A 20,305-nucleotide genomic window follows, 5' to 3' on the forward strand; every position below is an offset into this window, starting at 1 on the left:
GCACATAGATGATCGCGAATTACGCCCCTAGAGCATCTTTTTTCGATTGAATTATATTCAAAAGGGAAAAGACGGTGCTAAGCCGTTATGTAAATAAGGTGGTAGGCTTTTTTGCCTGCAACTAGGGTGGTAACGCGATAATCAAAATCGTCCCTTATTTGAAGGGACGATTTTTTTATGTTTTCAACCTTCACGCCAGTAATGAACTTAAAGGAGAGTATGTAGGATATGGGTATTTTACAAGATCTTGAATTTCGCGGTCTAATTAATCAGCAAACAGATGCTGAGGGCCTTGAGCAATTATTAGAAAAAGAAAGCGTTAAATTATACTGTGGTTTTGACCCGACAGCGGATAGCTTACACATTGGTCATATGTTACCAGTATTAATGTTACGTCGTTTCCAATTAGCTGGTCACCAACCAATCGCACTTGTTGGCGGTGGTACTGGTATGATCGGTGACCCGAGTGGTAAAAAAGCAGAACGTACATTAAATACGAAAGATACAGTTGCTTACTACACAGAAAGCATTAAAAACCAACTTTCAAACTTCTTAGAGTTTGAAAACGTGGACAACCCAGCAACGATGGCTAACAACTACGACTGGCTTGGTAGCTTAGATGTAATTTCATTCTTACGCGATATCGGTAAAAACTTCGGTTTAAACTATATGTTAGCAAAAGATACAGTAGCATCTCGTTTAGAAACTGGTATTTCATTCACTGAGTTCAGTTACATGATTTTACAATCATACGACTTCTTAAACTTATACCAACAACATAATTGCCGCTTGCAAATCGGTGGTAGTGACCAATGGGGTAACATTACAGCTGGTCTTGAATTAATCCGTAAATCAGAAGAAGATGCGAAAGCATTCGGTTTAACAATTCCACTTGTTACAAAATCTGACGGTACGAAGTTTGGTAAAACAGAAGGCGGCGCAATTTGGTTAGACCCAGAGAAAACAACTCCTTACGAGTTCTACCAATTCTGGATTAACACAGATGACCGTGATGTTGTAAAATACTTAAAATACTTCACATTCTTATCTCATGAAGAAATTCTTGAGCTTGAAAAGCAAGTAGCTGAAGCGCCAGAAAAACGTGCAGCACAAAAGGCATTAGGTTCTGAAATGACAAAACTTGTTCACGGCGAAGAAGCATTAGAGCAAGCGATTAAAATTTCAGCTGCATTATTTAGCGGTTCTGTAGCAGAACTAACTGCAAGCGAAATCGAACAAGGATTCAAAGACGTACCATCTGTAGAACGTACTGCAGAAGATACAGTATTAATCGACTTACTTGTAGAAAGCAAAATCTCTCCATCAAAACGTCAAGCACGTGAAGATGTAACGAACGGCGCAATCTACGTAAATGGTGAGCGTACACAAGCATTAGACTACGTTGTAACAGAAAACGACCGCATCGAAGGTAAATTCACAATCATTCGCCGCGGTAAGAAGAAATATTTCTTAATTCGTTACTAATAAATAAAAAGCTTTGAGGAATTTCCTCAAAGCTTTTTTGTTTTAATCTCCTTTTCGAGTTCATACGGAAATCACATGTAAGCGGTATGATAAACGTATAACAATTAGAAAGGAGTGGTAAAACGAAATGTCACTAGAAGCGTTGATTATTTTTTCTTTGCTAAACGCGGGTCAACTTGCAGAGAATTCGAAGGTTGATATACATAAAGAGCAGAAAGATGCTTATGTATATGTTCAAAAAGAGGAAAATAAATAACTTTAATATATATAAATAAAAGCTACTCGAAGTAACTGTTTTGGTGTCTTCGGTAGCTTTTTGAATTATGAATAAATAGGAATTAATTCTCGCTTGAAATCTTCGTACATTTCAAAGGCGATTTTCATGATTTCTTTGAGTTCATCGTAACTGTGGAAGCATACTGCCGGCAATCTTTCAGAACCATTGGATAATGCTTTTACAAACATATCCCATGAATTCCTAACTCTAACTTCACCATTATACCTTGCAGACCAAATGAACTCAACAAGCCCATATTTTAAGCTGATATTGAATCTGAAAGTATAGAAATCCTTGTTCTTTACTTCACCAACAATAAAAAAGTTTTCTTTTTTCATAAAACGAGCTTTATAGCCAAGAGACTCAAATACTGCAATTACTTTTTCGTTTTCATAGTTTTCAAATGTATTTTCTCTATCAGAAAATTTTTCTGATAAGGCTTTATATCTCTTAATAAAATCAATTTTTGTAAGACTGGCTTGTATTTCAGGTTTTAATGAATACGCCAAAAATTACTCCTCCCTAATTTTTAGTATTAGATCAAATAAAGCAGTATACATTTTAGATACATGAAGAAATCCGTCTTTTGTGAGTCGGATTTTTCTTAGTTTAATTCTATTCAAATATTATAATTGTTAATTGAAATGTAGTTATTTTTAGCAAGATTTTGCAGTTAGCTATTTAAAAGTGTAAGTATATCTCCTTTAAATATAGCAGCTATTTCCGCTTCCTCTAATGAATCTCCCCATCTAAAAACTATATCATCTTTTGGGCAGAGATGAATGGAAAGGTTAAAATAATCTATTTCATCTTTCCATTTGTTATATTCATTAAATGCTTTTTTGAAGATTTTTCTAACATTTTCTTCCGCAATTATATCATTATTTTTACTTGCAATGATTGTAAATCTTTTAGGATTACTAGAAACTATTTCAATGGCATCTGGAAGTTTCTCGAGACAAAACTCTGCAATACTTGAGTAGAAAGTTGTTCCCCCAACTTCCATTTCAACTTCTGGACCCTTATTAAATCCCTCAAGTTTCCATTTGGTTTGAAGAGCTTTCCATACCTTTCGGTATTTTTCAATTTTAGAGTTTTTGTCTTTGATTTCAATAGCTGCAAGCAAGTAGAATTTGTAGACATTAGTCAAATCATGTTTCATAAATACTTGCTTGATTTCAGTGCCGCATACTTCTTTGAATTGATTTTTTTCATCTGAGCTAAATAACATGGAGCCATTAACACTGAATAAACTTAAATTTGGTAAATTACCGACTCTTTTGATTGCTTCATCCTTACTAAACCATTTGTAGTATGAGAATGCATCTTCTTCTACTTCATTCCAACACTTCATTTTACCACCTCAATTTTAATAGTCATAATGATTCCCATGTACATCATTGAAATGTGATCCTCAATTTTGAGATGGATCATCTGGATAAGTATGACCGCCTGAATGCTCTCTTATAATCTTACCATCTTTAAAATGATAGTCTCTTCCGGGGATAGGATTCCCTCTTTTATCTACAGCTGGTGTAACCTTAGTTGGCTGTTCATTAACAGGAATACCGCTTGCTCTCTTAGCTTCGTTGAAAGCTCCACCTATCTTAGCTCCTTTAGGAGTAAAATTTGGCGGTCTTTGTCCTTTTTCTGCTTTTATATAGTCTTTGTAGTTAGGTTTTACTGTCTGCGTAACTCTTTCGCCAGACTTACCAAAAGAAGACTGAAACCTTTGCAAAGTATCGATACTATTTTGAACGGTATTATACCATACAAATGTACCATGTGTAGCAACACCTGCTCCAGCGGTTGTAAGAGCTAAATCAGCTGGGATAACAATTGGTGATGCTGCCCCGAAAGTTACTCCTTCTAACAATACGGTGCCAACATTTGATCCTGTTACAATAGCTATACCGCCCAAAATTTCAAAAATAGATCCTACCCCTGATACAAAATTACCCACAAGATTTCCGGCTTGAAAGGTTGTTTTGGTTTCTAATTCATTGCCCATTGGTAATTCCACACCTGTAAAGTTTTCAGCAGCTGAATTACAAATTCCTTGGAAGAGTTCCCAAGCGCCAATAGCTGTTTTTTGGTACCACGGTCTATTAGCTTCTTGTTCCTGCAAAGCCATTTTTTCTTCAATTTCTTTTTTTATTTCGGCTTCTTGGACTCTTTCCTCTGCAATTTTTTGAATAGAGGTTATCCATTCCATATTCAACCCTTGTGTACTAAATGTACCACTGACGGGACTAAAACCTTTTCCGCTTTGTACTTCAGCTAAACCTGTCGTGATACTAGCTGCTAGTTGAAGGGCCGTGCTGTAGTTGTTACTGGATGTATAATCGAATTTATGTAAACGCTCTAGTTTTTCATTAAGCTTTTTTCTCATCGCAATTAAAACAGCCACAATTGAGTCTACTCCAGGCAGTGGTGTAAGTGTCTCTATTGCTTCTATACTTGCAATGGTTTGATTAATTTCTTGAATTTGTTCTAATATCTCCTGTTCGATAACATCTGTAGAAGCTACCTGTGATTGAAAGTCTCTTGGAAAAGCAACATTATAAAAGCCACAACTCATATGAGTGTGACTTAAATGTTTTTATTCAGCCTCAGCCTCGAAGCGTAAAGTGATAAAACTCAAATGAAACCATAAGATATCTAGCAGGATTTATTTTCCTAGATTTGAAATTGTTATATCAATTTTGTTTCTTTTTGCAGTGTTTAAAGCGTTGCTTAGTAAATCTAAAAAAGTTGTACCTGTTGGAGTAGCATGATAATTGGCTAAACTAGTTATTTTATTAGGGATTTTATTTCCCCAAGGTGGCTGTTTTTCCATGTGCTCAATATCCCAAATGACTTCTGCAGGAGGTAATTCACTTAAAATTTTTCTTATCTCTTCTACATTTTGAAGTGCTTCTTCTGTGTCCTCCCAACGTAACTTGTCGAAATATAAATTCTTCATTAATAGTGGGTACTTAGTGCCCCAACCTTCAGACTCTGTATGATATGACATGGTTGAAAAAAAGCTATGTAAAAAATCAGGGTGTCCTGTTTCATAGAAAAATATATCTACTTTAAATCCTACTGCCATTAATATCAATCCTCTCGCTTAAATATTACCTCGGGTGTTTCTTTAGACTTTTCTCTTATTTTTCTTACGATATCAAATAAGGCCTCTTCAGGAACAGTTTGTCCTCGGTATATCAATGATGACAGTTTGCTTTGTACCTATAGGTAAATTATCAACCCTATCATTAACTTGTTTAACAATAACTCTAACTAGGTTACTTCTTTTTGATGAAGTAGACAAGTCATAATTTTTCACTTCCAAGCTGTGACCCTTTGTGTAAAAATCAGGTCTTGTACTACCTTTTGTAACTTTTGAAACTTCTTCTCTGTCTTTAAAAGCAACTTGGTCGTCATAGTTAGGATACTCCTTACCTACGTCAAGTTCTGATTGTCTCCAAGATGGTCTAGCAAACATAAGATAACCGCTTAAATAATTAACCCAATTTCCTGATGGTGGAAGTGTGCTTACTATTGCTTCACCAGTGAGACCAACACCTGCAAAAGCAGGTTGTAAACGTGGTGGAAAAGCTTCAGTTACTTTGTACATGTTTGCTCCTCTAGCAAGTTTAGAAGCCTTATCAAGACCTTTCCCACCAAGTAACCCTAGACCGACTGATGTTACTAAATAAGAACCCCAGCGGAATCCACTTTCAACATCGCCATGCCAAACGTCATTCATAAAAGAATCTGAGAAAGCGTTCCACATAGCAGGAAGAGTCTCATCATAATTGACAACAGCATCCCACATGTCTGACCATGTTTCGCCGTCACCTAACGCTTTAAATCCTTCCCAAGCATCTCCAACACCTTTTCCTGCACCATCATAAAGACCATCCCAAGCTTTCTCTAAATCAGATTTTGGTTTACCACACATTGCACCTTCTTCGATTGAATTATCAGCCTGACGATTCCTATCTTCTGCAATCGCTTGAATTGAAGTCGCCCACTCCATATTTAATCCTTGTGTACTAAATGTACCACTTGCTGGACTAAAACCTTTCCCACTTTGAACTTCAGCAAGCCCCGTCGCAATGCTAGCGGCTAATTGAATTGCTGTATTATAGTTATTACTAGATGTTTGGTTGAACTGATACAAATGATCTAACTTTTCTTGAAGTTTGCGCCTCATGGCAATGAAAAGATTTACCATAGCGTCCATGCCCGAAATTGGCATAGTTTGATGGAGGGCTTCTGTACTTGCTATCATTCGGTCAATTTCTCGAATTTGTTCTAATATTTCTTGTTCAATAACATCTGTTGAAGCTACCTGTGATTGAAATTGACTTGGAAAGGCATCGTTCTGACGAATTAATTCCTCACATAAGTAAATGATTCCTTGTGCCAAAGGACCAAAAGTTTCTGCAAAGAATGCTTTTGCGCTATCGTAAGTTTGCCCTTGTAGAACAGTATCACTGGTAAAAGCATCAATCGACTGAATAGCTTGTTCCATACCTTGAATAGTAGCGGTACAGAAAGCATTCATACTTTGTGTTTGAGCCTGTACTTCCCCTAAATACATATTTAAACTCAAAAATCTCCCTCCTTTAATAAGTAAATTATACCGATTTAAGGAGATAACTGTAAATATTACATTGTAATGAGTTTATTAGAGGTATTAATATACCTCTAAGCGAACTTATCCATATTCCAACTGAAAGAATGATTTTTTATTATGAATAAACAATAACGATAATAATTGGAGGGATTATGATGCCTTACATTAATACACCTGTTGGAAAAAGAGAAGTATCACAAAGAATTTACGATTTGCTTGATAAATATGGAACACCATGTGAAAGTAGTGAACCGTGCCCGAGTAGATACATAAAAGATGGATATGAATACCATTGGTTTGTGGGGGAAGATGGGAAACTTAGAACAACAATAGAAAAAATTGGAAGTATAAAAACTAAAAAGAAAAAATGAGGCACGCCTTTACTATGACATCACGAAAAAGGTTGTGAACATTATTCATACCCTTTTTTATATTAAATCAAACTTATCCATATTCAAAATTAAAAGGGTGATTCGATGATAATTAGAGAAGGTATTGAAGTAACTAAAATTACCTTAGATGGTTATGAATTACCGATTCCAGAAGGGTATTCTGAATTTCTGCTTCGTGCTGGATACTGGCGAGTTGGTGAGAAAGTAGAAAAAATAAATCGTGAGGAAATTCTAGCGGATTATGACAGAAAAGTTGTTCTGGAAGATGGTAAGTTGTGTACGATATTCACTTACAAAGGGGATAAAAAGAAAAGAGGTAAAAAGTTATGAATGAAAGGAAGAATCTTATAGAAAGAAAAGAACGAACTATTTTAGATAATCCACCTAGTGAAGAAACAGCGTTAAAAATGGCAGAGTTTTTTATGAAAACATCGGTTCCACGTATATTAGCTGCTCGTAAGGGTGAAGAGGAAGCTAAAAAAAATGTGAAGTAATGTGATAAAAGGGGTTTACTATATAGTGATAACCTTATGTGGTAATATGTATTTACTACATAAGGAGGGGAAAAATGGATTGGATTAAATTTGGTACGCTGGTTATATCTTTTTTTACTTTATTATTGTCAATTTATAGTGTTAGAACCTTAAATCAAAACAAAGAGAAAGACCGTAAGGTGACTGTATCATTGCCTGAGAAAAGAAGGATGCAAAAGGATTTAATGGATCATATTACAAAAGTTCTTGATTTAGGTAGAAAGTGTTTTGAAGAAACAGATGAAAATGAGAAGAAAAAGATTAAATTTGAATTGTTAAATCATAAAGTGTACATATGGATTAACTTAAATGAAGAGAATAGTTTTGCAAAAGAATTAAGGAGCCATAGTACGGAATATATTTTTTGGTGTGCTTCTTTCTTAGATTCACCTAATGAAAAAGAAAAATTCAACTTCCGGACTGACTCTTATAAAAATCAGCGTTCTATAATGTGAGTAATTGAAAAGTATTATAAAGAAGAGAATAGGTTAATAGATGATGAATTAATGTAGTCACATTCAAAGGAGTGTGGCTTTTTATTATATCTTGGATATATATTCCTATTGAAAAATATAGGGGAAATAGCATTTGCCCACGCTTATTTTATCCAAAAAGTCCCCCAAAAACCTCCCCAAAATGATTAATTTTATTTAAGGTATTTTACAAACCATAAGAACAGCAAAAAACCCTAGAAAAGGCGTTATAATAACGTTTCTAGGGTTTTTAATACTAGTATCTACAAAGCGATTTAATTAACGAGAGTAGAACTCTACGATTAATGCTTCGTTGATTTCAGCTGGTAACTCAGAACGCTCAGCGTGACGAGTGTAAGTAGCTTCTAATTTGTCAGCATCGAAAGTTAAGTATTCTGGTACGAAGTTGTTAACTTCGATCGCTTCTTTAACAACAACAAGGCTGTTAGATTTTTCGCGAACGCTGATAGTTTGACCAGGTTTTACACGGTAAGATGGGATATCTACGCGAGCGCCATCAACCATGATGTGACCGTGGTTTACTAATTGGCGAGCTGCACGACGAGTGCGAGCTAAGCCCATACGGTAAACTAAGTTGTCAAGACGAGCTTCAAGAAGGATCATGAAGTTTTCGCCGTGCTTACCAGGCATTTTACCTGCTTGGTCAAATGTGCGACGGAATTGACGCTCAGTCATGCCGTACATGTGACGAAGTTTTTGTTTCTCTTGTAATTGTAAACCGTATTCTGAAAGTTTCTTACGTTGGTTAGGACCGTGAGGACCTGGTGCGTAAGGGCGTTTTTCTAATTCTTTTCCTGTGCCGCTTAGAGAGATTCCAAGACGACGAGACAGTTTCCAAGCTGGACCTGTATAACGAGCCATAGTTGACTCCTCCTTTAAAAATGTTTTTATTTACGTAAAATAAAAACAGACGTAATCGATATTTACGGGCATTTTGTTTTCATGTACCTTCGCTCCAGCAGCAGGGAGTTACGAGATACACCTCCGTAGAGGAACAAAATACAAACGATAAACTCACATTACAAGGCTGCCTTTTTATTTTACACAAACGCTATTATATCTTTTACCCAGAGTTTCGTCAAGCGAGTACGTTTTTGTTTTATGCATAAAAATTTTGGAAATTAATATAAGAAGGAATTTAAAACAATATAGAAGAAGAGATAGAAACACAAATAAAACGCTTACATAAAATAAAGGAAAACGTTCATCAAATTTTTATGGATGAATATGCGGCAATAAAAACATAAGGGGGATGTTTTTATGAAAAAGAAGCATATGGAGACAGCGTTAATTCACCACGGTTATACACCTGAGGAACATAAAGGAAGTTTAACACCACCTTTATTTCAAACTTCTACATTTACATTTGAGACTGCGCAGCAAGGAGAGGCGAGTTTTGCGGGAGTGGATCCATCTTATATTTACTCACGGCTTGGAAATCCAACTGTGAAATTATTTGAAGAACGTATGGCGTTGTTAGAAGGAGGAGAAGAAGCACTTGCCTTCGGATCTGGTATGGCAGCTATTTCAGCAACGTTAATCGGTTTTCTAAAAGCTGGAGATCATATTATTTGTTCAAATGGATTATATGGATGCACGTACGGTTTTTTAGAAGTGTTAGAAGAAAAATTTATGATTACGCATTCGTTTTGTGATATGGAGACAGAGGTTGATATTGAAAATAAAATTCGCCCAAATACAAAGCTTATTTTCGTTGAAACACCGATTAATCCGACAATGAAATTAATTGATTTAAAACAAGTGATTCGGGTTGCAAAGCGAAATGGCTTACTTGTTATTGTTGATAATACATTTTGTTCACCTTATTTACAAAGACCGCTTGAGCTTGGCTGTGACGCTGTTGTGCATAGTGCGACAAAATATATTGGTGGTCACGGTGACGTTGTAGCGGGCGTAACAATTTGTAAAACGAAAGCATTAGCTGAAAAGATTCGCCCGATGCGAAAGGATATCGGCGGTATTATGGCACCGTTTGATGCGTGGTTATTATTACGCGGGTTAAAGACGTTAGCAGTAAGAATGGATCGTCATTGTGATAATGCAGAAAAAATTGTATCGTTCCTAAGAAAACATGATGCGGTAGAAGGTGTTTGGTATCCAGAAGGGGAGTTAGCATCTCGTCAAATGAAACGCGGGGGCGGTGTTATTTCTTTTTCAGTAAAAGGCGGAAAAGAAGAGACGCAAGCGTTTATTAATGATCTTCACTTTATTACAATTGCGGTGAGTTTAGGAGATACAGAAACGTTAATTCAGCATCCAGCAACGATGACGCACGCTGCGATTCCAGCTGAACTAAGAAAAGAAATGGGCATTTTCGATAATTTAATACGCTTATCAGTCGGTTTAGAATCGTGGGAGGATATCGTTTCTGATTTAGAGCAGGCATTAAAGAAAATATCTACTGTAAATCAATGAAAAAAGAGTGAGCTATCGGTTTTGTACAGGGCGTACTAAATCGATAACTCGCTCTTTTCTTTTTACATATGTTTTAGGAGTGTTTCCACAAACTTTTCTAAATAGCGCTGATCTACTTCATCGAAACGATTCTTTTCAGGACTATCAATGTCAAGTACACCAATGACAGCTCCTTCTTTCACAATCGGTACAACGATTTCTGAATTAGAAGCACTATCGCAAGCGATGTGACCTGGGAATTGGTGAACGTCTGCTACAAGCTGTGTTGTTTTCGTTTCAGCTGCTACGCCGCAAACGCCTCGTCCAAATGGAATGCGCACGCAAGCAGGCATTCCTTGGAACGGTCCAAGAACAAGCTGAGTTCCTTCTGTTACGTAAAAGCCAACCCAATTAACGCGATCTAAAAATTGGTTTAATAATGCGGACGCATTTGATAAGTTTGCGACTACGTTTGATTCGCCAGTTAATAACGCATCCAGTTGTTTAATTACTGTCTCATATTGCTGCACGCGAGATCCTGCATAACTTTCTTTAGTAAACATGGAAACAGCTCCTTTTTTATCGAGATGTGTAAAATATTAGCAAAATACGATGTATTTCACATGACTTTGTCGATAGAAAATTAAAGGAATTTGTCTTAAAAGTCAAGAAATTTAAACTATAGCTGTTCATTGAAGGGAAGTGAGCGCATGAAGCAGACGAAACAAAAAGTAATTGATGCGGCAATATCGTTGTTTAATACGAAAGGTTATGATGGAACGTCGGTGCGAGACATTGCAAAGCGAGCGGATGTGAATGTAGCGAATATTTCATATTATTTTGCTGGGAAGCAAGGTTTATTAGAACAGCTTATTACTGATTTTTTAGAAGGATATATTCATGTGATTGAAATGTCGTTTGAACAGAGAGAGTATTTGTCGACTAAAGATGTAATGGTGCAAATGGTGCGCGGGATTTTACGATATCAATTTGAAAATAGAGAACTAACACGTTTCTTCTACCGAGAGCTTTCGCTTGATACGACATTAATTCGTGAAGTGATGACCGTTTATTTTTCTAAAGAAAGATATTATATAGAACAAATGATTAGACAAGGACAAATGAAACAAGAATTTCAGAAAGTATCATTTACAATGTTTATGACGCAATTAAAAGGTATGATAAATATGCCGTTTTTATATCCACAATATATATCAGAAGTACTGCATTCTTTCCCGTCTGAGACATTTTTTATAGAGATGTACACGAAAGAGATTGAGCAATGGATGGAACAAGCATTATGTAAAGCGAATATGTACCATGAATGGCCAAGAGCTGTTCATATGTGAAGAATCCCCACCTAACGAACTAAGGTGGGGATTTTTATGTTTACTTTTCTTTGCCATAAATTGTTACATAATAGCGCGATAATTGTTAATGCAGCTCCAGCGATTTCAATTTTATCGACTGTATAACCTCGAAAGATAGAACCAATCAGTGCAAGGATAGGAACTAAATTCATAAATAATATGCCGTTAATAGATGAAATATAGCGATTTCCCATATTCCAGCAAAATACAGCGATAACGCCTGCGATAATCGACATATAAAAGAGTTCAAAACGAACGCTCACAACTGTACGCAGTGACGGCATAGTAACTATATTTGTGTAAGTTAAGAAAGTAACAATAACGATGAGTGAAATGGAGCCAAATAAACAAGTTAATGTCGTGTACCTAAGTGGTGACCAAGATTGAAAACGAGCACCCCCGTTTGTATAAATGACCCAGCAAGTAACGCCGCATAGCATCAATATATTTGTTGATAAGTGGCTTGCAGCTCCAAATAGTAATTCAATATTTCCTTTTGAAATGACAAGCATAACACCAAGTAATGCAACGAACATACAAAGGAATGTATAGTTTTGTGGGCGGCGATTTTTCGTTATCCATTGCAGTGATAAGGCAATCAGTGGCATAAGGGATTGAATCATAGCTGCATGGATTGCTCCGGAAGGTCCGGCAAGTTGTTGTCCGTAGAAAACGAGAAAACCATACCCCGCGAAACCGACTGTCCCGTAAAAGAATAGAGAAAGTGTTCTTTTTTCTAAGCGGAGTGAAGTCTTTCCTTCAGTAATTAATAGCAAAATAAGAAAAATAATAGCTGCTGATCCATAGCGAAGCGTTGTGAAGAAGAATGGATCGATAAATTGCAGAGCATTTGCCATTACAGGAAACATAAATCCCCAGGCAGTGACGGCGAGTAAGCATAGAAAGGATCCGAGTAGCATTTGTTTTTTGTTCAAGAGTATCTTTCCCCTTTACATTTCGTTATAGTAAGTTGATGAAATAAGTATAAAGAGTAATTGTTTATAGGAGGAAATATCGATTTCTTATAACGGTTATAACTTTTTGTTAGAGGTGTGTACAATGGATTTGGAGGCAGTACGATCGTTTATTGAAGTGAAGCATACGCGAAGTTTATCAAAGGCAAGTAAGATTTTACATATATCTCAACCAGCGCTTAGTAAACAAATTCAAAAGTTAGAAGCGGATTTAGAGGTTACTTTACTTAAACGTTCTGCGCAAGGAGTAGAGTTAACGGAGGCAGGAGAGTTATTTATAAAAAGAATGTTACCAATTTTGGAGCAAATAAATGAAGTGAAAACAGAAATGAGGGGGTATCAAGAGAACCGGAAGTTTTCAATTGGTATACTACCGAGTTTAGCGGAGTATTACATATCAGAATGTAAAGATATATTAGGTGATGAGTTCGAAGTGGAATGGCAAATCGGACATACGGAAGTATTAAGAGAGTTATTTAAAGCGCGGGAGATTGACGCGATGTTCATCGATTCAGTAGTAGAAGGTGCTACGTATATAAAAGAAGTGCAACAAGAGAAAATTGTTTGTGCCGTTTCAAATAATCATCCGTACAAAGAGAAGATAGTCATTCAAATAGAAGAGCTGCACAATGAAAAATTAATTGTATATCCAGAAATATGTGATGTAAGGAAAATGATTATGAACATGTTTCATGAAATAGGTGTAAAACCAACTATAGCTGTGGAAACATCTTACGCAGAACCGATGCTTGCAATGGTAAAAGCTGGCCTTGGTATCACGTTACTTCCAGAAAGGGCAGTAGAGCAGTCTGTAAGGCAAGGAAATGTACATGTAATTTCTGTTGAACCACCACTCATGCGGAAAATTTATTTCGTATCCCATACGAAAGATTGTTTGTTATTACAATCATTTGAGGATAGGTAGTGAGGTAGGCGGAATATTGAGAAAGATTACAATCACATTGAAAGGAACATGAAATTTTTAAAAAAACTAGGTCAAAAACAAACCATTACATGGTATGATTAGTACATTGTTAGTTGTTAAATATAGGGGAATTCCCTTTTTATACATAATGCCTTCCATTTCATAAACGGAACGGACAAAAAAAGAGATATAACTAGGAGGCTTTTTTGCATGGATTCTATCCTGACGATCGTTATCATTGTAGTAAGCTCTATTCTAGTGCTGCTCATGATAGAGCTTGTGATAAGAAATCGTTCATATAAAGATATTGAAACACTGGAGCAGTGGAAACAAGAGATAAAAGATAAACCTGTGGCAGATGAACTAAAACGGGTAAAAGATTTAAACATGACGGGTCAAACAGAAGAACTGTTTGGTAAATGGCGTGAAGAATGGGATGAAATTGTATCAACAACCCTTCCGAAAGCTGACAAAGATTTAGCGCAAGCGCGAAAATTCGCCTCGCAATTCTCCTTCCGAAAAGCAAAGCATGCGATGAACGAATCCATAAGTGGTTTAGATGACGCTGATAATCGTATTACGGACATTTTAAATGAATTACAGCAATTGTTAGAAAGCCATGAGAAAAATAGCTCGGAAATTGAAGGGTTACGTGATACATATCGTAGTATGAAAAAGAGTGTTCTTGCTCATAGACATATGTATGGAGCAGCAGAGCAGAAAATCGAAGAGATGCTAGACGCTGAATCTGAGAAATTTAAAACCTTTGAAGAAGCGACAAACAATGGCGACTATTTAAAAGCGAGAGAAATTGTTATTAGTTTGGAAGAAGGTTTAGCAGATTTAGAAATCATTATTCACCAAATTCCAGATTTATTGGTAGAGTGTCAAGCGACGTTACCAGTTCAGCTGGAAGATTTATTACACGGACACAATGATATGGTAAGACAAGGTTATGTATTAGATTATTTGGAAGTCCCTAAAGAAGTTCGTGATATGACGAAACAACTACAAACATGTTTAATGGATATACAGGAGCTTCATATAACAGAAGCGGCTGAAAAAGTAGAAAACTTAAAAATACGTTTAGATGGCTTCTACGATCAACTGGAACAAGAAGTACATGCGAGACATTATGTGGAGCAAAAAACACTTTCTGTTTATGATGATTTAGAAGAAATGCGCATCGAAACGATTGAAACGAAAACAGAAACACAACTTGTGAAACAAAGCTATCAGTTACAAGATAAAGACATTGAGTCTCAAAAAGTAATTGAAAAGCAAATGCACATTTTAACGAAACGTTTTGAAATGCTACAATTACGCGTTGCAGAACAAGATATTGCCTTCTCTATTATTCGCGAGGAACTAGAAGAGGTTTATGAGCAATGTGAAACGTTAAAAGTACTTCATGCAGAATATAAAGAAATGCTGCAAACGATGCGCAAAGAAGAATTTGAAGCACGTGAGAAGTTACAAGAAATGCGAAATACTATTTTCGAAACGAAACGCTTTATGCAAAAGTCGAATTTGCCAGGTCTTCCAGAGAGTATTATGGAAGATTTAAAAAGAGGGCAAATGGCAATGCAAGCTGTATATGAACAATTAGAAGTGAAGCCGTTAAATATGAACGCTGTAAATAGCAGTTTAGAAGAAGCATATACAACTGTGAACGGTGTGGCTGAAATGACAGAAGAGTTAATTGGACAAGCGTATTTAGTGGAAAAATTAATTCAGTACGGTAACCGTTACCGTAGTCATGATGAAAACCTAGCAGAAAGTTTAAATTATGCTGAGAAATTATTCCGTGAATACCAATACGATGCAGCTTTAGAACAAGCGGCTTCAGTATTAGAGCAACTTGAACCTGGCGTTGTTCAAAAAATAGCTGAATATGTAGACAATGAACAAACCCTTTCATAAAAGGGTTTGTTTTTTTATGTAATTTTGCAGGCGATGTTGCTATAATGAATAGCGGAATACAGCAAGGTTATTCGTTTCAAAATAAAGTGAAACTGTAATCGGTGGGAGGATTCATCCCCACTGATTACTAGCCTTCACCAATCGGACATTTACGGGCAGTTAATCTCCCATCTAACTTCTTTGCTCTAACTGGATTTTGAGGTGAGAGTCTTATTGCCCGTTAACGCGGGATAAAGTGAAACTGTAATGGGAGGGCATCCTCGCCAATTATTAGCCTTCACCAATCGAGATAAAACGGAACCTTTGCGTAGTCTTAGCGTAATGACACGTATTTATGATATGATTATACGATGTGATAGCGCTGAAAGGGGAAGAACGATGATCTATTTTGATAATAGTGCGACGACGAAGCCATATCCAGAAGCTCTTCAATCGTACGTGACGGTTGCTGGGAAATATTTTGGTAATCCTTCTTCTATTCATTCGCTTGGAGGAGAGGCAGAGCGTCTATTAACACAATCAAGAACGATTGCAGCGCAGCTTCTTCGTGTTAAACCTTCTGAAATTATTTTTACATCAGGTGGAACGGAAGGAAATAACCTTGCGATTAAAGGGATAGCGATGAGGAATCGTTCGCGTGGCAAACATATCATTACAACAAATATTGAACACGCGTCTGTGTTTGAAGCATATAAGCAATTAGAAGAACTCGGGTTTGATGTAACATATTTACCGGTTAACGAGCATGGTGTTGTATCGGTAGAAGATGTGAAACGAGCGCTTCGTGAAGATACGATTCTTGTGTCAATTATTCATGTGAACAACGAAACCGGAGCAATTCAACCCGTTGCTGAAATTGGAACGTTATTATCGAATCATCCGAAAATAAGATTCCATGTAGATCATGTACAAGGGATAGGAAAAGTACCGCTTGATTTATATGCTTCTCATATTGATCTTTGCTCAATATCTGGACATAAATTCCACAGTGTAAAAGGAACAGGTCTTCTTTATGTACGCGATGGCGTAAGATTAGATCCGATTTTATCAGGTGGTCAACAAGAGCTTAAGTATCGCTCTGGTACAGAGAATTTACCTGGCATTGTAGCGATGGTGAAAGCACTTCGCATGACAATGGAACAAGTGAAAGAAAAGGTAGCTCATTTGCAAAGTTTACAAGCAGAGCTTGTTCGTTTCTTTAAAGAGATGGAAGATGTAACGATTAACACGTCGCTTGCATATGCAGCACCGCACATTTTAAATGTATCATTTGTTGGTTTAAAACCAGAAGTAGTCGTTCATGCTTTAGAAGAACACGGTGTATATGTGTCAACGAAATCTGCTTGTTCTTCAAAAGCAAATGAAGTGAGCAGAGTGTTAGTGTCAATGGGAGTGCCGCATGCAGCAGCTGCAAGCGCTATTCGTATTAGTTTGGCACCAGAAAACACAATGGAAGAAGTAAAACAATTTGAAGGTATTGTAAAAGAGACGATGCCAAAATTATATGAAGTGATGAGGTAAAGAAATTATGTTGAAATATGAATATATTTTAGTGCGTTATGGAGAAATGACGACAAAAGGTAAGAACCGTTCTAAATTTGTAAGCACATTAAAAGATAACGTGAAGTTCAAACTGAAAAAATTCCCAAATATTAAAATCGATGCAACACATGACCGTATGTACATCCAGTTAAATGGCGAAGATCATGAAGCGGTATCTGAAAGATTGAAAGATGTATTTGGCATTCATAAATTTAACTTAGCGATGAAAGTACCATCAGAATTAGAAGACATTAAAGAAGGTGCATTAGCAGCTTTCTTACAAGTAAAAGGCGATGTGAAAACATTTAAAATTACTGTACACCGTTCTTATAAGCATTTCCCAATGAGAACGATGGAATTATTACCTGAGATTGGTGGACACATTCTAGAAAATACAGAAGATATTACTGTAGATGTTCATAATCCAGATGTAAATGTACGTGTAGAAATTCGCAGTGGTTATAGCTACATTATGTGTGATGAGCGTATGGGAGCTGGCGGTTTACCAGTTGGCGTTGGCGGAAAAGTAATGGTACTTCTTTCTGGTGGTATTGATAGCCCAGTAGCAGCTTACTTAACGATGAAACGCGGCGTATCTGTGGAAGCAGTTCACTTCCATAGTCCACCTTTCACAAGTGAGCGTGCAAAACAAAAAGTAATCGATTTAGCGCAAGAGTTAACGAAGTATTGTAAACGAGTAACGCTTCACCTTGTTCCGTTTACAGAAGTGCAAAAAACGATTAATAAAGAAATCCCATCTAGCTATTCAATGACGGTTATGCGCCGTATGATGATGCGTATTACAGAACGTATTGCTGAGGAGCGTAACGCACTTGCAATTACGACTGGTGAAAGTCTTGGGCAAGTAGCAAGCCAAACGTTAGATAGTATGCATACGATTAACGAAGTAACAAACTACCCAGTTATTCGTCCGCTTATTACAATGGATAAATTAGAGATTATTAAAATCGCTGAAGAAATCGGCACGTATGATATTTCAATTCGTCCATATGAAGATTGCTGTACTGTATTTACACCAGCAAGCCCAGCGACGAAGCCGAAACGTGAAAAAGCAAATCGTTTTGAAGCGAAATACGATTTCACACCATTAATCGATGAAGCTGTAGCGAACAAAGAAACAATGGTATTACAAACGATAGAAGTAGTGGCGGAAGAAGAAAAATTTGAAGAACTTTTCTAAACCATAAATTACCATATCTAAAACGTGTATGAAGTCATGTTATTTATCACACTCTATACTCACAAGGAGGTGATATAACATGTCACGTAGCACAAATAAATTAGCGGTTCCTGGTGCTGAATCAGCATTAGACCAAATGAAATACGAAATCGCTCAAGAGTTTGGTGTTCAACTTGGAGCTGATGCAACAGCTCGCGCTAACGGTTCTGTTGGTGGTGAAATCACTAAACGTCTAGTTTCACTAGCTGAGCAACAATTAGGCGGTTACCAAAAATAATCCCATATGATGGCTTAGAAAGAGCGGGTTCTCCCGCTCTTTCTTTTTTGTGTTGCCATTTGTCGGTAAGTTGATGTAATTTCATTTAGTAATTCGACAGAACTGAAAAATTTGTCAAAAGAAGAGGGTTCAAAATTAACAGAAAATTCTTTATTATATAAAGGAGGCATAAAGAAAAGGGAGGATATTTTATGAAGCGAGAAGAATTGTTGGCGCCACCGTCTTATAATTTAGTTTCTGAAATAGAGAAATATACGGGTGATAAAGGGAAATTAGCTTTAATTTGGCAAGATGATAAAGGGAATCGAAGGGAAGTTACATACGCTGAATTAATGCAAGGTGCGAATAAAATTGGAAACGCTTTTATAAAAAGTGGTTTGCAAAAAGGGGACAAGCTTCTCATTATGATGCCGCGTTTAATTGAAGCGTACATGACGTATATTGCTGCTATTAAAGCAGGATTTGTCGTAATTCCAAGCTCGGAAATGTTACGTAAAAAAGATATAGAATATCGAATTGGACATGGAGAAGTAAAAGCGATAGTAAGCTATGAGCCGTATATTAGGCAGTTTGATGATATAGAAGCGATGGAATCTCTTCGGAAATTTGTCCTGAGCGAGCAGTCAGTAGATGGATGGATTAATTTAAAAACAGCGTTAGAAACAGAGAGTGACATGTTAGAAATGGCGAAGACAGATAAAGAAGATATGGTCTTTTTATCTTACACGTCAGGAACGACAGGAAATCCAAAAGGTGTCGTTCATACACATGGGTGGGCATACGCTCATTTACGTACGAGCGCTCCAAATTGGCTCGGAATTGAAGAGAATGATATTGTATGGGCAACAGCTAGTCCAGGCTGGCAAAAGTGGATTTGGAGCCCGTTTTTAGCAACGCTAGGATCAGGAGCAACAGGGTTTGTATATCACGGTAAGTTTGAACCGAAAACGTACCTAAACTTATTAGATGATAATAAGGTGAATGTACTTTGTTGTACACCGACTGAGTATAGATTAATGGCAAAGGTAGAAGATTTAAGCCAGTACAATTTAGAGGCATTACATAGCGCTGTATCAGCAGGTGAGCCGTTAAATAGAGAAGTCATTGGAACGTTCCAAAAGCACTTTCATATTACAGTGAGAGACGGCTATGGGCAAACGGAAAATACATTACTTGTTGGTGTAATGAAAGGGATGGATATTAGACCAGGTTCAATGGGGAAACCAACGCCAGGTAACCACGTCGATATCGTAAATGAGGAAGGTACTCCAGTTAAAGTAGGCGAAGTTGGTGATATTGCAGTTCACATTGAAACGCCGGCCCTCTTTAAACAATATTACAAAGACGATGAACGTACAGCGATGCAATTCCGCGGTGATTATTATATTACAGGTGATAAAGCGAAGAAAGATGAAGACGGCTACTTCTGGTTTGAAGGGCGCGGTGATGATATCATTATTAGCTCTGGTTATACAATCGGGCCGTTTGAAGTAGAGGATGCACTTGTAAAACATCCTTACGTAAGAGAATGTGCAGTTGTCGCAAGTCCTGATGAAATTCGTGGAAGTGTCGTGAAGGCATTTATCGTATTAAGAGAGAATATAGAAAAGAACGAAGAAACATTAATTCCAACACTCCAACAACACGTCAAAGAACTCACTGCACCATATAAATACCCTCGCAAAATTGAATTTGTAGATGAACTACCAAAAACGATTTCTGGAAAAATTCGCCGTATTGAACTTAGAAAACAAGAGATGGAGATTCCGTCAAAATAATTTTGAAAACAGTGAAGTAAATAGTTGAATGAAATGCAAAACAATGATAATATAAAAACGAACACAAGTTCGATTTTATAAACTTAAAAAAG

The 20,305-nt window shown here is 36.8% G+C and carries 21 protein-coding genes, 1 pseudogene and 1 other annotated feature (1 of these 23 running past the window's edge); of the genes and pseudogenes, 14 read left to right on the forward strand and 8 right to left on the reverse strand.

Translation table 11 applies throughout. The annotated features are described in order from the left end of the window. Positions 1-158 (forward strand) — a binding site (T-box leader) (it extends 70 nt beyond the left edge of the window). 70 nt (positions 159-228) lie between these two features. After that, positions 229-1,485 carry a tyrosine--tRNA ligase gene (tyrS, locus tag ACTFR8_RS09425; RefSeq protein WP_000512092.1) on the forward strand — a complete coding sequence of 419 codons (1,257 nt, stop codon included), beginning with the start codon at positions 229-231 and terminating at the stop codon, positions 1,483-1,485. A gap of 127 nt (positions 1,486-1,612) precedes the next feature. Next, positions 1,613-1,741 (forward strand): hypothetical protein, encoded by a 129-nt coding sequence (locus tag ACTFR8_RS09430; RefSeq protein WP_000050940.1) that lies wholly within the window; start codon positions 1,613-1,615, stop codon positions 1,739-1,741. Positions 1,742-1,806: 65 nt separating this feature from the next. On the opposite strand, the gene ACTFR8_RS09435 is transcribed toward ACTFR8_RS09430, so the two are convergent. The 5 genes and pseudogenes from ACTFR8_RS09435 to ACTFR8_RS09455 all read right to left on the reverse strand — a co-directional run bounded on the left by ACTFR8_RS09435 (position 1,807) and on the right by ACTFR8_RS09455 (position 6,365). Continuing rightward, positions 1,807-2,271 carry a hypothetical protein gene (locus ACTFR8_RS09435; protein ID WP_000331790.1) on the reverse strand — a complete coding sequence of 155 codons (465 nt, stop codon included), beginning with the start codon at positions 2,269-2,271 and terminating at the stop codon, positions 1,807-1,809. A 164-nt stretch (positions 2,272-2,435) separates the two neighbouring features. Next, a complete protein-coding gene (locus ACTFR8_RS09440) occupies positions 2,436-3,116 on the reverse strand; it encodes a hypothetical protein (protein WP_000650403.1) in 681 nt (226 codons plus the stop codon). Positions 3,117-3,176: 60 nt separating this feature from the next. Further along, a pseudogene (locus ACTFR8_RS09445) lies at positions 3,177-4,325 on the reverse strand (HNH/endonuclease VII fold putative polymorphic toxin); the annotation flags it as partial. A gap of 108 nt (positions 4,326-4,433) precedes the next feature. After that, positions 4,434-4,856: an immunity 70 family protein gene (locus tag ACTFR8_RS09450; protein ID WP_000268162.1), complete on the reverse strand. Its 423-nt coding sequence runs from the start codon at positions 4,854-4,856 to the stop codon at positions 4,434-4,436. An 87-nt stretch (positions 4,857-4,943) separates the two neighbouring features. Beyond that, a complete protein-coding gene (locus ACTFR8_RS09455; protein WP_283259422.1) occupies positions 4,944-6,365 on the reverse strand; it encodes a T7SS effector LXG polymorphic toxin in 1,422 nt (473 codons plus the stop codon). A gap of 179 nt (positions 6,366-6,544) precedes the next feature. On the opposite strand from ACTFR8_RS09455, the gene ACTFR8_RS09460 reads away from it, so the two are divergent. From ACTFR8_RS09460 to ACTFR8_RS09475, 4 genes are all read left to right on the forward strand, one after another. Continuing rightward, entirely contained in the window at positions 6,545-6,760 is a 216-nt protein-coding gene (locus tag ACTFR8_RS09460) for a hypothetical protein (RefSeq protein ID WP_100619199.1), read from the forward strand. A gap of 105 nt (positions 6,761-6,865) precedes the next feature. Then, positions 6,866-7,111, forward strand: a complete 246-nt coding sequence (locus ACTFR8_RS09465; RefSeq protein WP_000586754.1) for a hypothetical protein — start codon at positions 6,866-6,868, stop codon at positions 7,109-7,111. After that, a complete protein-coding gene (locus tag ACTFR8_RS09470) occupies positions 7,108-7,275 on the forward strand; it encodes a hypothetical protein (RefSeq protein WP_001005733.1) in 168 nt (55 codons plus the stop codon). The genes ACTFR8_RS09465 and ACTFR8_RS09470 overlap by 4 nt, the downstream gene beginning before the upstream one ends. 74 nt (positions 7,276-7,349) lie before the next feature. After that, positions 7,350-7,769, forward strand: coding sequence for a hypothetical protein (locus ACTFR8_RS09475; protein ID WP_100619201.1), 420 nt, complete (start codon positions 7,350-7,352; stop codon positions 7,767-7,769). Between the two features lie 297 nt (positions 7,770-8,066). Here the strand turns inward: ACTFR8_RS09475 and rpsD are convergent, their stop codons facing one another. Next, positions 8,067-8,669 (reverse strand): 30S ribosomal protein S4, encoded by a 603-nt coding sequence (rpsD, locus tag ACTFR8_RS09480; RefSeq protein ID WP_000135317.1) that lies wholly within the window; start codon positions 8,667-8,669, stop codon positions 8,067-8,069. Positions 8,670-9,068: 399 nt separating this feature from the next. Between rpsD and megL the strand changes: the two genes are divergently transcribed. Further along, positions 9,069-10,244 (forward strand): methionine gamma-lyase, encoded by a 1,176-nt coding sequence (gene megL, locus ACTFR8_RS09485; RefSeq protein ID WP_000726564.1) that lies wholly within the window; start codon positions 9,069-9,071, stop codon positions 10,242-10,244. Between the two features lie 62 nt (positions 10,245-10,306). Here megL and ACTFR8_RS09490 read toward each other — a convergent pair whose 3' ends face one another. Further along, positions 10,307-10,786 (reverse strand): GAF domain-containing protein, encoded by a 480-nt coding sequence (locus ACTFR8_RS09490; protein WP_000494342.1) that lies wholly within the window; start codon positions 10,784-10,786, stop codon positions 10,307-10,309. 147 nt (positions 10,787-10,933) lie between these two features. Here ACTFR8_RS09490 and refZ point away from each other — a divergent pair, with 147 nt between their 5' ends. Further along, entirely contained in the window at positions 10,934-11,572 is a 639-nt protein-coding gene (refZ, locus tag ACTFR8_RS09495; protein WP_098938301.1) for a forespore capture DNA-binding protein RefZ, read from the forward strand. An 11-nt stretch (positions 11,573-11,583) separates the two neighbouring features. On the opposite strand, the gene ACTFR8_RS09500 is transcribed toward refZ, so the two are convergent. Next, on the reverse strand, positions 11,584-12,528 hold the full coding sequence (locus tag ACTFR8_RS09500) for a DMT family transporter (RefSeq protein ID WP_002164204.1): 945 nt from the start codon (positions 12,526-12,528) through the stop codon (positions 11,584-11,586). A gap of 124 nt (positions 12,529-12,652) precedes the next feature. Here ACTFR8_RS09500 and ACTFR8_RS09505 point away from each other — a divergent pair, with 124 nt between their 5' ends. The 6 genes from ACTFR8_RS09505 to mbcS all read left to right on the forward strand — a co-directional run bounded on the left by ACTFR8_RS09505 (position 12,653) and on the right by mbcS (position 20,213). After that, positions 12,653-13,492, forward strand: coding sequence for a LysR family transcriptional regulator (locus ACTFR8_RS09505; protein WP_000362536.1), 840 nt, complete (start codon positions 12,653-12,655; stop codon positions 13,490-13,492). Positions 13,493-13,702: 210 nt separating this feature from the next. Next, positions 13,703-15,415: a septation ring formation regulator EzrA gene (gene ezrA, locus ACTFR8_RS09510; RefSeq protein ID WP_252209701.1), complete on the forward strand. Its 1,713-nt coding sequence runs from the start codon at positions 13,703-13,705 to the stop codon at positions 15,413-15,415. A 378-nt stretch (positions 15,416-15,793) separates the two neighbouring features. Further along, on the forward strand, positions 15,794-16,936 hold the full coding sequence (locus tag ACTFR8_RS09515) for a cysteine desulfurase family protein (protein WP_000638992.1): 1,143 nt from the start codon (positions 15,794-15,796) through the stop codon (positions 16,934-16,936). Positions 16,937-16,943: 7 nt separating this feature from the next. After that, positions 16,944-18,158, forward strand: coding sequence for a tRNA uracil 4-sulfurtransferase ThiI (gene thiI, locus ACTFR8_RS09520; protein ID WP_000922336.1), 1,215 nt, complete (start codon positions 16,944-16,946; stop codon positions 18,156-18,158). 79 nt (positions 18,159-18,237) lie between these two features. Continuing rightward, a complete protein-coding gene (locus ACTFR8_RS09525; protein ID WP_000091640.1) occupies positions 18,238-18,435 on the forward strand; it encodes an alpha/beta-type small acid-soluble spore protein in 198 nt (65 codons plus the stop codon). Positions 18,436-18,626: 191 nt separating this feature from the next. After that, on the forward strand, positions 18,627-20,213 hold the full coding sequence (gene mbcS, locus ACTFR8_RS09530) for an acyl-CoA synthetase MbcS (protein WP_100619205.1): 1,587 nt from the start codon (positions 18,627-18,629) through the stop codon (positions 20,211-20,213). Positions 20,214-20,305: the final 92 nt, after the last annotated feature.

It is taken from the genome of Bacillus cereus group sp. MYBK15-3 (genome assembly GCF_051916765.1).
Classification (GTDB): domain Bacteria; phylum Bacillota; class Bacilli; order Bacillales; family Bacillaceae_G; genus Bacillus_A; species Bacillus_A cereus.